The sequence below is a fragment of the Rhizobium sp. CG5 genome, from assembly GCF_023701945.1.
Lineage (GTDB): Bacteria > Pseudomonadota > Alphaproteobacteria > Rhizobiales > Rhizobiaceae > Allorhizobium.
On record NZ_JABAEF010000025.1, the window covers coordinates 47,328 to 60,336 of the forward strand.

Annotated in this window: 11 protein-coding genes; 4 read left to right on the forward strand and 7 right to left on the reverse strand. The window is 60.7% G+C overall.

From position 1 onward, the window contains the following. Positions 1-40: 40 nt before the first annotated feature. Together HGO38_RS27705 and glpD are read left to right on the forward strand one after the other, a co-directional pair. Complete coding sequence (locus HGO38_RS27705) at positions 41-1,099, forward strand: 2-hydroxyacid dehydrogenase (RefSeq protein WP_250959042.1); 1,059 nt, start codon at positions 41-43, stop codon at positions 1,097-1,099. A 60-nt stretch (positions 1,100-1,159) separates the two neighbouring features. Then, positions 1,160-2,689 (forward strand): glycerol-3-phosphate dehydrogenase, encoded by a 1,530-nt coding sequence (gene glpD, locus HGO38_RS27710; RefSeq protein WP_250959043.1) that lies wholly within the window; start codon positions 1,160-1,162, stop codon positions 2,687-2,689. Between the two features lie 50 nt (positions 2,690-2,739). Here the strand turns inward: glpD and HGO38_RS27715 are convergent, their stop codons facing one another. Together HGO38_RS27715 and HGO38_RS27720 are read right to left on the reverse strand one after the other, a co-directional pair. After that, the gene (locus tag HGO38_RS27715; RefSeq protein WP_250959044.1) at positions 2,740-3,321 is read right to left on the reverse strand and encodes a cysteine dioxygenase family protein; all 582 of its coding nucleotides are present in this window, start codon (positions 3,319-3,321) and stop codon (positions 2,740-2,742) included. Beyond that, positions 3,321-4,508 (reverse strand): CaiB/BaiF CoA transferase family protein, encoded by a 1,188-nt coding sequence (locus tag HGO38_RS27720; RefSeq protein ID WP_250959045.1) that lies wholly within the window; start codon positions 4,506-4,508, stop codon positions 3,321-3,323. Before HGO38_RS27720 ends, HGO38_RS27715 begins: the two co-directional genes overlap by 1 nt. A gap of 250 nt (positions 4,509-4,758) precedes the next feature. Between HGO38_RS27720 and HGO38_RS27725 the strand changes: the two genes are divergently transcribed. Next, complete coding sequence (locus tag HGO38_RS27725; RefSeq protein WP_250959046.1) at positions 4,759-5,517, forward strand: IclR family transcriptional regulator; 759 nt, start codon at positions 4,759-4,761, stop codon at positions 5,515-5,517. 1 nt (position 5,518) lies between these two features. Then, entirely contained in the window at positions 5,519-6,280 is a 762-nt protein-coding gene (locus HGO38_RS27730; RefSeq protein WP_250959047.1) for an enoyl-CoA hydratase/isomerase family protein, read from the forward strand. A gap of 253 nt (positions 6,281-6,533) precedes the next feature. On the opposite strand, the gene HGO38_RS27735 is transcribed toward HGO38_RS27730, so the two are convergent. From HGO38_RS27735 to HGO38_RS27755, 5 genes are all read right to left on the reverse strand, one after another. Then, entirely contained in the window at positions 6,534-7,277 is a 744-nt protein-coding gene (locus tag HGO38_RS27735) for an IclR family transcriptional regulator (RefSeq protein WP_250959048.1), read from the reverse strand. A 121-nt stretch (positions 7,278-7,398) separates the two neighbouring features. Beyond that, complete coding sequence (locus HGO38_RS27740) at positions 7,399-8,835, reverse strand: NAD-dependent succinate-semialdehyde dehydrogenase (RefSeq protein WP_250959049.1); 1,437 nt, start codon at positions 8,833-8,835, stop codon at positions 7,399-7,401. A 73-nt stretch (positions 8,836-8,908) separates the two neighbouring features. Next, positions 8,909-9,994, reverse strand: coding sequence for an ABC transporter substrate-binding protein (locus HGO38_RS27745; protein ID WP_250959050.1), 1,086 nt, complete (start codon positions 9,992-9,994; stop codon positions 8,909-8,911). Positions 9,995-10,047: 53 nt separating this feature from the next. Further along, positions 10,048-11,838: an ABC transporter permease subunit gene (locus HGO38_RS27750; RefSeq protein ID WP_250959051.1), complete on the reverse strand. Its 1,791-nt coding sequence runs from the start codon at positions 11,836-11,838 to the stop codon at positions 10,048-10,050. Beyond that, positions 11,835-13,004, reverse strand: a complete 1,170-nt coding sequence (locus HGO38_RS27755) for an ABC transporter ATP-binding protein (protein ID WP_250959052.1) — start codon at positions 13,002-13,004, stop codon at positions 11,835-11,837. Before HGO38_RS27755 ends, HGO38_RS27750 begins: the two co-directional genes overlap by 4 nt. Positions 13,005-13,009 lie beyond the last annotated feature (5 nt).

Consider the following 13,009-nt stretch of genomic DNA (forward strand, 5'->3'; position numbering starts at 1 on the left):
CCGGATCGGCTATGATTTTTGAAATGAAAGGGAACGCACAATGGATAATGACAATGCTAATCCGGTCCGTATCGGGATCATCGGCGACGGCTTCATGAAGCCCTTCTATTTCAAGGAGGCCTTAGAGACCGAGATGCCCGGTCGGGCATTCGTGATCGAGACGATGGAGCTTGGCTGGCCGATCGAGCGTAATATCACCAAGGTCGATCCGACCTTGCCGGTCGGCGAATTTGTCGGCCGCCCGGAGCAGTTTTACGATTTCATCAGCGGCTGCGAGATCCTGATCTGCCATCTGGCGCCGGTCATCCGCGATACGTTCGAGGCATCGCCCGATCTGAAGTTCATCGCCGTCTCGCGCGGCGGGCCGATCAATATCGACATGGCGGCGGCCAAGGATTTCGGCGTCAAGGTATCGAATTCGCCCGGCCGCAATGCGTCGGCGGTGGCCGAATTCGCGATGGCATCAATGCTGGCAGAAATCCGCAATCTCACCCGCGGCCATGTGGCGCTGATGAATGGCGATTATCGTGGCGATCTGTACCATGAGGAAATCACCGGTCGCGAACTGTGCGAAATGACGGTGGGCGTGATCGGTTACGGCGAAGTCGGTAGCCGTGTCGTCAAGATGCTGAGACCGTTCGGATGCAAGATCATCGTCTGCGATCCCTACAAGCAGCTGACCCGCGACGATGCCGACGATGGCGTGACAACCTCCGATCTCGACACTTTGTTGGCTCAGAGCGATGTCGTGACCCTGCATCCGCGCGTCACGACAGAGACGCGTGGCATGATGAGCGCCGAGAAGTTCGCGCTGATGAAGGACGGCAGTTATTTCGTCAACACGGCGCGCGGGCCGCTGGTCGATTACAATGCGCTTTATGACGCGCTGACCTCGGGCAAGCTGCGCGGTTGCGCCCTGGACACGTTCGAAAAGGAGCCGCCGCCGGCGGACTGGCCTCTGCTGAAGCTGCAGAACGTGACGCTGTCGCCGCATATTGCCGGCGCTTCACGATTCACCATCCGCAAGGCGGCCTCCCAGATTGCCGGCGATGTGCGCCGCTTCCTGGATAAAGAGGCGCTTCGTTACCCCTGCAACTGACAGGTTCTTCAACACAGGCGGCGTGCCGGGCGGCACGCCGTAACGACGACCATAGGGTAAATGGCAATGAACGATCCGATATACGACCTCTTCATCATCGGTGGTGGCATCAATGGCTGCGGCATTGCCCGCGATGCAGCCGGGCGCGGATATTCGGTGGCTCTGGCCGAACAGACGGACTTTGCCGCCGGCACGTCATCGGCTGCCACCAAGCTGATTCATGGCGGCTTGCGTTATCTAGAGCACTACGAGTTCCGGCTGGTCCGTGAGGCGCTGACGGAACGGGAAGTCCTCTGGGCGATGGCGCCGCATATCATCCGGCCGATGCGTTTTGTCCTGCCTTACCACAAGGGTGGTGTCCGGCCTGCGTGGCTGATCAGGCTTGGGCTTTTTCTCTACGACCATATCGGCGGCCGCAAGCTGCTTCCGGCGACCCGGTCGATTGACATGCGGTGCGATCCACTGCGCAAGCCGTTGAAACCAATCTTCTCCCAGGCGTTCGAATATTCCGATGGCTGGGTGGATGATGCACGGCTGGTGGTGCTGAATGCCCGTGACGCGCAGGCACGGGGGGCCGCCATTCTCAGCCGGACCCGCGTGATCTCAGCCCGGCGTGACAGAGATCTCTGGCGGATCGAAGTCGAAGCTAATGGAAAAAGGGTGGAGCACAAAGCGCGGATGCTGGTGAATGCGGCTGGCCCCTGGGTCGACAAGGTGCTCGGCGAAGCGCTGGGACGCGACGACGCTCACAATGTCCGGCTGGTGCAGGGCAGCCATATCGTCATCCGTCGCAAGTTCGAGGATGAGCGGGCGCTGTTTTTCCAGAATCCGGATGGGCGGATTATCTTTGCAATTCCCTATGAAGGCGAGTTCACGCTGATCGGCACGACCGACCGCGACTATACCGGTGACCCGGCCAAGGTTGAGATCACCGATGCCGAGGTGGACTATCTTTGCGCGGCATCGAGCGAATATTTCATTGAGCCGGTCACACCAGCCGATATCGTCTGGACCTATTCCGGCGTCCGGCCGCTGTTCGACGATGGCGCGACAGCAGCGCAGGAGGCGACGCGCGATTATGTGCTGAAGCTGGAAGAGGTCGCGGGTGAGGCGCCGGTGCTGCATGTCTTTGGCGGCAAGCTAACGACCTATCGCCGCCTTGCCGAACACGCGCTGCAGAAGATCGCGTCCGGGATCGGTGCCAAGGGCAGGCCATGGACGGCGTCATCGCATCTGCCGGGTGGTGATTTTCCGGCAACTGGGTTTTCCGATGCGCTCGCCGATCTGCGCAAAGCCTATCCGTTTCTTACAGCAGCCCATTCCAGGCGGCTGCTACGGCTTTACGGCACGGATGTTCGGGAGATGCTGAAGGGTGCTGGCAGCATGGTGGACCTCGGCCAGCATTTTGGCGTCGATCTCTACGAATGCGAAGTTCGCTGGCTGATGGTGAAGGAATGGGCGTTTACGGCGCAGGATATCCTCTGGCGGCGGACCAAGCTTGGTCTGCATCTGACTGCCGATAAGGTTCAGGCGCTCGATGGGTATCTGCGCGATCATGCCAAAACGGGCGAGCCAGCACCGGTCGCCTGAAGCGTTTCCCCAAGTATCGAGGAAAAGGGGCGGCCGATATCGGCCCGCCCTTATGGCTTGTCTGCCATCCAGATGTTCGGCACGATTTCAGAGCTGTAACCGCTGATGAAGGAATTCTGGCTACCGTCATTCTTGAAGGCGTGGCGGTTGATACGGCCGATATTGCCCCCGTAGACATGGATCGAGACCGACGGCTTGGTCTTCAGGCCGTTTTGGACCTGATGGATATCGCCGATCGTCGGCGAGACCATGTCGATCTGGCCGCTTTCAAGATATTCCAGATCGCCAATCTTGTGCATGGCGCCGAATTCCTGCTGGTAACGCTGCGAGATTTCCGAGCCGCGCAGCACGCCGAGCAGGCCCCAGACCGTGTGGTCATGGATCGGCGTTTCCTGGCCCGGCCCCCAGACAAAGCTAACAATAGAGAACCGCTCTTTGGGGTCGCAATGTAGCAGATACTGGCTGTAGCGGTCCGGATTGGGTTTGGCGAACATGTCCGGTAGCCACTGGTCGGTGCGCAGCAAGTCCTGCATCAGCGGATGCGCCGCCTGCAGCATCACCGCCTCGTCGGGATCGCGGTCGGCCAAGTCGGTCAGATCCTTCACGAAGTCTCTGAAGTTCTTGATGCTCATCACGCCACCTTTTCTTGCACCGGGACGGCAGGCTTGCCCGCCTCCAGAGACGCGATGATCTCGGCGTTATGTTCGCCAAGCGCCGGGGGATTTTGTCGGATCTTCAACGTTTCGCCATCCAGCCGCACCGGCGAACCGAAGGTGCGGGCGGTCACGCCGCCGGGGAGCTCGATATTCTGGATCCAGCCCATGGCCTCGACCTGAGGGTCGGAAAGTGCTGCGGCATAATCGTTGATCGGTGCGCAGGGAACGCCAGCAGCGCGGAACTTCTCCAGCCATTCGGCCGAGGAGCTTTTGGCGAAGACTCCTTCCAGCAGGATGCGCAATTCGACCTGATGGATCGCCCTGTCGCTGTTCGTCTTGAACCGCGGATCAAGCGGCAGATCTGTACGCCCGACGATCTCGCAGACGGATCTCCAAAGTTTGTCGTTTCCTGCTGCCATAACAAAATGCCCGTCGCCGGATTTGAAAGCTTCATAAGGCGCATTGCGCGGATGCGCAGCTCCCATTTTCCGCGGCGAAACGCCTGTTCCAAAATATTCCGAAGTCTGCAGTGCCGCAACGCCTAACGTGGCGCCGAGCAGGGAAATGTCGATAAATCGGCCCTTTCCGTCAATGCCGACCTGGCGCAGCGCACTCGAAATCGAGAAGGCTGCATAAAGCCCAGTCGAAAAGTCGCTGATCGGCACGCCGCATTTCACCGGTCCGCCATTGTCCTCGCCGGTAACGCTGATGACGCCGGCCATCGCCTGGATGGTGACGTCAAAACCGCCTTCCGCCGCACGCGGCCCGGTCTGGCCGAAACCGGAGATCGAGGCGTAAACAAGAGCCGGGTTGATACGGCTGAGCTGGGTGTAACCGAGCCCGAGCCGATCCATCACGCCTGGCCGATTATTCTCCACCACGACATCCGCCTCGGAGCAGAGCTTTAGCGCGATTTCCTTACCTTCCGGGCTCTTGAGATCCAGTGCCAGTGACCGTTTGTTGCGGTTAAGAGAGGCGAAGTTTTCGCTGTAACCGTTATTGATTGGCGGCCATTTTCGCATGCCGTCGCCGCCATCGACATTCTCGATCTTTATCACGTCGGCACCGAAATCGGCCAGCAGCATGGCGCAGAAGGGGCCGGCCGCGACCTGACAGAATTCAATCACCTTGATGCCCTGCAGAGGCAGTTCACGTTCATTCATCAAGGGTCTCCTCCCGTGGAGCGCAATCCGGTTTTGACGCAATTCCAGATGTTCCAAATAATGATACATTGTATCGAATATTGGCGATTAAAGATCAAGTCATGCCGTTTGTCCATCGAAACTTTGCATCGACACGGCCCTGGGGGACGTGACAATCTCAAAGGTGTATTCTAATAAATGAAACACAGGGTCGAATATTGAACTCGATCTGATGCCGATCCGGCATGGATTTTTCGTTTGAAGGGCGGCCATGGATACCACTTTCGTCAAGGGCCTTACGCTGATCGAACTGCTCGCCAACAGCGACGAACCGCGCGGCGTGACCAGCCTTGCGCGGGAGCTGGATCTGACCAAAAGCAATGTGCACCGGCTGCTGACAACGCTGGTGGCGACTGGTTATGTGCGGCGCAATGATGCGAATGCCAGTTACGAACTGTCATCCAAGGTCTGGGAAATCGGGCTCAAGGTCGGTTCGCGCTTCAATCTGGCAAAGATCGCCCGTCCGCACATGACGCAGCTTGCCGAATTGACCGGTGAATCCGTGCATCTCTCGGTGCTGGACATGGCGGAAGTGGTCTATATGGACAAGATCGAGAGCCTGCAGCCGATCCGCTCCTATACCAGCGTCGGCGGGCGGGCACCGGCCTGGTGCGTGGCGACCGGCAAGGCGATGCTGGCGCAATTACCACCCGAGACTTTGCGGCTGCGGCTGACGCAGCCGCTCACCGCCTTCACCGACCAGACGATGACCGACGCTGATGTGTTGGCAGCGGAATTCGCTGCTATCCGCAAGCAGGGTTATGCGGTCAACCGTGGGGAGTGGCGCGACGGCGTGTTTGGCATCGCGTCGGCAATATCGGATGCGACAGGCCGGGTGGTGGGTGCAATCGGCATTTCCGGCCCCGGCACGCGGTTCAAGCCGCGCGAAATCAAATCATGGGGGTTGATGGTCGTAGAGGCGGCGCAGGCCGTATCGCGATTGGTCGGAGGAACCGGGAGAGGCGATTGACATGGTAGCTTTGAGTGTAACCGAAGGCGACACGCCTCGGAGTGTATCGGTGGTCGAAAGGGACGGGCGGCATCATCTGATTATCGATCGGGCCGCTAAGGGCAATGCGCTGAGTTCCGAGATCGTGGCAGACCTCTGCGCCGGTTTCGACCGGTGCCTGGATGAGGGCGCAAGAGTAATCGTGCTGGAGGGGCAGGGCAAACATTTCTGCACCGGTTTCGACCTCTCGACGCTTGAGAGCGAGACGGATGCGAGCCTGCTTTTGCGGTTTGTCGAGATCGAAAAGCTGCTGCAGAAGGTGCATTCTTCGCCTGTGATGACGGTGGCGATCGGCAAGGGACGGTGTTTTGGCGCCGGCGCCGATCTGTTTGTCAGTTGCGATCGGCGCATTGCGCTTGAGGGGGCAAGTTTCTCCTTTCCGGGCGCGGCGTTCGGGTTGGTGCTCGGCACCTCGCGGCTTGCCGGTCGGATCGGGCGCGACAATGCGCGGACCTGCTTGACGGGCGGGTTGACGCTAACGGACCAAGCGGCGTTGGCGCAAGGTCTGGCGACCGATATCGTTGCTGCGGATGGCCTGGAGGAGCTGTTGTCTGGAATTGGCATTGCCGGCCATCGGTTGGAGGCGGAGACGGTGAAAGCGCTTTACGTGGCAACCGACGCTGCGGATTATGATGCTGATCTCGCCAGTCTGGTGCGATCCGCAAGCCGGGTCGGGATCAGGGAGCGGATCAGGATTTATCGGGACAAGGTGAAGGCGGCATGAGGTTGCGAAGATCGGGGCCGTTGCGGCGAGGTTGTCTGCTCTCCCCCCGACAGCAGCTGGGGTGAGGCTCGTCTCATCCACTTGCGGTTGACAAGCGATAATGCGGAATTTTTGCAGATGGCCCAAGGGCCTGAGGTATGATCGCGGCCAATATGGGCAGAAATTGCCCTGAAGTTGGTATTTTGTGACGGTCGACGGGGAATCTGCGTCGGTGCCGGGATAGGAGAGGCGGCGTGTTTTTCGGCCGGAAATCTCAACCTCCGAGGGCCAGCCGGATGGTCCTTGCCGCTTCCATCACGTCACTGGAAAACTGCTTGATCTGCTTGCGCTTCAGGCGCGAATCCGGACCCGACATGCCGATGGCGCCAACAAGCTCACCGGATCTATCTGTGATAGCGCAGGCGCAAGCGGCAATGCCTTCTCGCCACTCGCCGTGATAGATCGCGGCATAGCCCTGCTGGCGCACCAGTTTGATGTCGGCCAGCAGTTCGGCGACGCTTTTTTTCGATGATGAAGTATGGGGCTTAATCAGGGGTTCGAACCTGTCGAGATAACTGTCGGGCAACTCCGCCAGCATGGCCTTGCCGGTGGCCACCGTCCATGCGGGGGCGCGCGACCCGACACTGGTATGGGCGCGGATGTGGTGAGAGCCCTCGATCTTGTCGAGATAGACCACATCTGTGTCTTCAAGGATCGAGAGATGGATGGTCTCGCCCGTCTTTTCAGACAGTTTCAGCATGGCGGGGCGGGCGAGCGTAGTGACGTCCATCCGCCGGATGACATTGCTGCCCAGCTGCCAGATCTTGGTGGTCAGTTCATAGGTACTGTATCTGGGAAGCTGCCGGACGTATCCCTGATCGGTCAGCGTCGCCAGCATACGGTGGACATTGCTCCTGGTCAGCTCAAGCTGCACCGAAAGGTCGGTGACGCTGCGCGGACAGTCGCTATTGGCCAGCGTTTCCAGAAGCCGCAACCCTTTGACAAATGCCTTATCCATAACTTGCGCACTGCTTTCTGAACCAGACCAGCATTATATCACAATCCCGTTACCAATGCATGCTCACTCAGAATGGGTGGGGAGGACGCGCTCCGGAACCGGTCGCCCGGAGCGCATGCCATCAGCTCATCTGGCTGACGAAGCGGGTTTCAAGATAGGCCTGTGTCGCCTCGGACCCGCCTTCGGTGCCGTAACCCGAGTCCTTGATGCCGCCGAAGGGGACTTCCGGCAGCGCAAGACCGTTATGGTTGATGCTGAGCATGCCCGCTTCCATCTGCCGGCCGAGCGCGTGCGCTGTCTTGATGGAGCCGGTGAAGGCGTAGGATGCCAGGCCGAAGGGCAGGCGGTTGGCTTCCTCGATCGCTTCGTCATAATGCTTAAAGCGATTGACGATTGCGACCGGCCCGAAGGGCTCGTCATTCATGATTTCGGCCGAGATCGGCACATTGGCCAGCACTGTCGGTTCGAAGAAATGGCCCTTGTTGCCGATCCGCCGGCCGCCGGTCTTCAGTTCGGCGCCGCGCGCGACGGCATCGCCGATCATCGCCTCGATGGCGGTCATCCGACGCTCATTGGCAAGCGGGCCCATCTGTGTGTCGGCATCGAAGCCGTTGCCGACCTTGATGGCCTGCGCGGCCTTGACCATGCCGTCGAGAAACTGGTCGGCAACGCCGTCCTGCACCAGGAAGCGGGTGGGTGCGACGCAAACCTGGCCGGCATTGCGGAATTTCGAGGCGGCAGACACTTCGATCGCCTTGCCGATATCGGCATCGTCGAACACGAGGACCGGCGCGTGGCCGCCAAGTTCCATCGTTGCACGCTTCATGTGCAGCCCGGCAAGTGCGGCCAGATGCTTGCCGATCGGAGTCGAGCCGGTAAACGAGATCTTGCGGATCACCGGATGCGGGATCAGGTATTCGGAGATCTCCGACGCCTTGCCGTTGACCAGATTGACGACACCCGCCGGAACGCCGGCATCGGCGAAGGCGCGGATCAGTTCTGCGGGCGAGGCCGGCGTCTCATGCGGCGCCTTGACGATGATCGAACATCCGGTGGCGACTGCCGCTGACAATTTGCGCACCACCTGGTTGATCGGAAAGTTCCAGGGCGTAAAGGCGGCAACTGGCCCAACCGGCAGCTTGATCGCCATCTGTGACACACCGCTGATCCGGGCCGGAATGATCTGGCCATAGGTGCGGCGTGCTTCCTCGGCGAACCAGTCGATAATGTCGGCGCCGCTCAAAACCTCGGCCTTTGACTGCGCAAGCGGCTTGCCCTGCTCGCGGGTCATCAGGAAGGCGATCCGGTCGGCGCGTTCACGCAGGATATCCGCCGCCTTGCGCATGATCTTCGAGCGCTCGAAGGGGGAGGTGTCGCGCCAGATCCTGAAGCCCCGGTCGGCCGCGGCGAGCGCAAGGTCGAGATCCTCCTTGCGGGCGCGGGCAATGTTGCCGATCACCTCTTCGGTGGCCGGATCCGTGACGGGAAGGGTTTCGCCCTTCAGCGCATGGCGCCACTCGCCGTCGATGAAAAGCAGGACGTCGGGATAGGTCTGCATGAGAATACCAAAGTTCCAATCAACAGGTGCAAGGGGAAAAGGGCCGCGACTTAGGCCGCGGCCTTCGGTGATGTTATTGGGCCAGAAGCGCGTTCAGCTTTTCCTGGGCATATTCTTCATTGGTGGACTTGCCGTCTGGCGAAGGCGCACCCCAGTAGTCGGCACTCCATTCGACCGCCTGCTTGACGTTGTCCGGGTTGTTGCCCCAAAGGCGGCTGACCTGCGGATCGGCGGCCTCGTAGACGAGCGGCGAGGGGACCGGCACCGGATAGGCGGTGGAAAGCGCTGCTGCACGGTCGGCTTCAAGCCGGTAGGACAGCAGTTTCAACGCATTTTCCGGATTGGGAGACCCTTTAGGGATCGCGAAGAAGTCGTAGTAGATAAAGCCCTGATTCCAGGTCATGTTGACCGGGGCGCCTTCGTTGACGATGAGGTTGTTGATGCGTCCGGCATAGGCCATGCACATGTCGGCTTCACCATCGAGCATCAGCTGGGGCGCCTGGGCTGACGTCGTCCACCACTTGCTGACGGACGGCTTGATCTCGGCGATCTTCTTCAAGGCCCGGTCCATGTCGATCGGGTACAGCTTGTCCTTGGCGACGCCATCGGCCATCAGGGCTGCTTCGAACACGAAGCGGGACCAGCCGGGCATGCAGCGCTTACCGGGAAACGCCTTGACGTCCCAGAAGTCGGCCCAGTTGTTCGGTTTGGTCTTGGTGTACTTATCGGTATTATAGGCGAGGGCGACGCCGATCACCTGCAGCGCCACACCCTTTTTTCGCTTCAGGTTGTCGGGCATGGTGGCCAGCGTTTTCTGGGCGCCTTCGGACAGCTTGCTGTAATCGATATCGAGCAGGCAGCAATCGCCGAGCAGCTTGGTTTCCTGGTCGAAGATGAAGGTCAGGTCCCAGCCGGCCTTGCCGGTCGCACCCTGCGCCTTGATCTTCGGGCCGCTGCGCGCTTCCTGCACGGTGACGACCTTGATGCCGGTTTCCTTCTCGAAGGGATCGTACATGATCTTGCGCAGCGCTTCGCCATAAGCGCCGCCCGGATCCTGCATGATCACTTCTTTGCTCTGGGCGGCGGCTCCCGTAATGCCGCCCAGCGTGATTGCCGTTGCCAGCAATCCCGTGGCTACGCTTGCTTTCAGTACTCCCATGACATGTCTCCTCAGCATGTTGGCTTTCCTCCTCTTGGACTTGGTATGCGGTGTTATACGGCGGCACGCTTGGGGCCGGCCAGAACCGGCCGTGCAAGCAGGATACCGCCGACGACCAGAAGCACTTCCAGTGTCGACACGACGGCGAGCACCGGATTGAGCTGGTAGTTCACGTCTGCCCACAAACGCAGGGGCAGGGTCTTCAGCTGGGCGCTCGATAGGAAGAGCGACAGCACGAGTTCGTCGAACGAATGCAGGAAGGCAAAGAAGCTTGCCGCCGCAAGGCCGGGCCCGATCGCCGGCAGCGTCACCTTGCGGAACACCGTCAGCGGCGAAGCGCCGTGGATGGCGGCGGCCTGTTCCAGCTTGCTGTCGACGCCCTGCAGGCTGGCGGCGATGATCACCACGACCAGCGGAATGCCACCGATCGCATGGGCGCCTGCCAGTCCGAACATCGAGCCGATCAGGTCGAAATGCAGGAACAGGCTGTATAGCGAAAGGCCCAGCACGACGGGTGGCACGATGATCGGACTGACCAGCAGCAGCATGATCGCGGTCTTGCTCTTGATCGAACTGCGTACGATTCCCATGGCCGCCGAGGCGCCGAACACGACCGCGATGAAGGCGGACATGGCGGCAATCGTCAGCGACGCGGTAAAGGCCGCCATCCATTCCGAATCGGAGAAAAACTTCTCGTACCACCGCAGGGAAAAGCCTGGCGGGGGGAACGTCAGGAAACTGGCGCTGCTGAACGAGATGATGATGACGACGATGATCGGCAGGATCAGCATCAGGATCACCAGCCCGCCCATGGCGCGCACCGTCCATTCGCCGGCGCTGGCGGGCAGCCTGCCAAGCAGCCGCAGGAGCGGCCAGCCGATCGTGTCGGCCGCCATCATGCCCAATGTGTTGCCGCGGGCAGCCTTGCTCCCTTTTGGGGTCGTCGGCTTCGCGTCGGTGAGCTTTCCGCCGCCCCAGATGAATTCGAAGCCCAGGAACCTGCCGGCCACACCAACCACGATCAGCGTGATGAGAAGGAGCACGACGGCCAGAGCCTGCAGAAACCCTTCGCTGGTCAGGAAGTCCGCCTGCTGCGTGATGTGCATGGCAAACATCTGGTCACCGGGGCCACCCAGCAGGGTCGGCGTGATGAAGAAGCCGAGTGCGGTGACGAAGACCAGAAGGAAGCCGGCCCCCATGCCGGGCATGGTCAGCGGCAGGAGCACACGCCAGAAGACGGCGATCGGCCCGGCTCCGCTTGCCAGGGCCGCGCGTGTCAGACCCTGGTCGATGCGCGAAACACTCGAATAGATGCTCAGGACCATCAGCGGCAGAAGCACTGCGGTCATTCCGAGAAGCACGCTGCCCCGGTTGAACAGCAGCTGCGCCGGCTCCTGGAAGATGCCAAGCCACATGGCGATCTTGTTGAGCGGCCCGTTGCGGCCGAGCAGGACCATCCACGCATAGGTGCGGATCAGGATGGCGATGAAATAGGGGAGTACGACGGCCGTCGCGACGAGCACCTGAACGATGCCGCGGCTGCGGTGGATCAGCAGCGCGGTCGGATACCCGAAGACAAGGCAGAGCCCGGCCACCGTAAAGGAAATCTCCATGGTCCGCACGAGCGACTGCCAGTAGAGCGGCACGGAAAAGACCCGTTCGAAATGCGTCGACCAGGTTGGTCCGCCGACACTCAGGCGGAAAAGGTCGATCAGCGGCCAAACGTAGATGAAGGCCAGGAAGGCTGCTGCCGGTATCAGCAGCAGCGCCGGGTTCTTCAACCGCTCCGACAGCGTCTGTCTTTCAGGTCTTGTGGACGGGAAATCGGTTGCCGCCAGGGTCATGACAGCACCCAGCAATCTTCCGCGTCCCAGCGCGCGTAGAGCTTTTCGCCGATCTCGGGAAGCCGGCGGGCCTGGGTGTCGGGGCAGCGGATCAACAGTTTCTCGCCGCCCTCCATCTCCGCCTCGATGCGCAGCAGTTCACCGAGGAACAGCGCGGATGTGACGGTGACGGGAAGTGCGTTGGGAGACAGGGTATCGCTGATGGCGATGCGTTCGGGGCGCACAAGGACGGTTGCGCGGCCAACCATGTCGGGATTGCGGCTTTCCGCTTCAAAAGTGTGGCCGGCGCGGTTCTTCAGCACCAGGCGCGTGCCGCGCCGCTGCACCAGTTCCGCATCGATGAGGTTGGATTCGCCGACAAAGGAGGCGACGAATTTGGTGGCCGGATGGCGGTAGATTTCGACAGGACTTGCGATCTGCACAATCTTTCCGGCATCGAGCACGGCAATTCGGTCGCTGAGCGTCAGCGCCTCGCCCTGGTCGTGAGTGACAAAAAGGATAGTGCTGCCGATCGTGCGGTGCAGTTCGCGGATCTCGATCTGGATCGATTCGCGCAGGCGGCGGTCGAGCGCGCTGAGCGGCTCGTCCATCAGCACGACGCGGGGCCGCATGACGATGGCACGGGCGATCGCGACGCGCTGCTGCTGGCCGCCGCTCATCTGGTTCGGCATCTTGGTCGCGTGTTCGGACAGCCGCATCACTTCCAGCGTTTCGGCGACGCGCCTGTTGGTCGTTTCGCGATCGATGCCTGCCATCCGCATCGGAAAGGCGACGTTCTGGGTGACGGTCATGTTGGGGAAGAGTGCGTAGCTCTGGAACACCATGCCGAAACCCCGCTTGTGCGGCGGCACATTCTGGACCGGCTTGCTGTCCACCAGGATACGACCGGAATTGACCTTCTGGAAACCGGCGACGAGGTTGAGCAGCGTGGTCTTGCCACTGCCGGATGGGCCAAGCAGGGTGATGAATTCACCGGCGGCAACATCCAGGTTGATGTCGTCCACGGCAACAAAGCTACCATAGGTCTTGCCGACATGGTCGATGCATATACTGGCGCCGATAGCCGGCGCGAGGGCTGATTGTCGTTTCGATGCTGGCACGGTCTTGTTTTGCGAGTCGTGCGAACCCTCGCGGCGCTCTGCGCGCCACGTTGAAGTCTCTGCCATGGTCT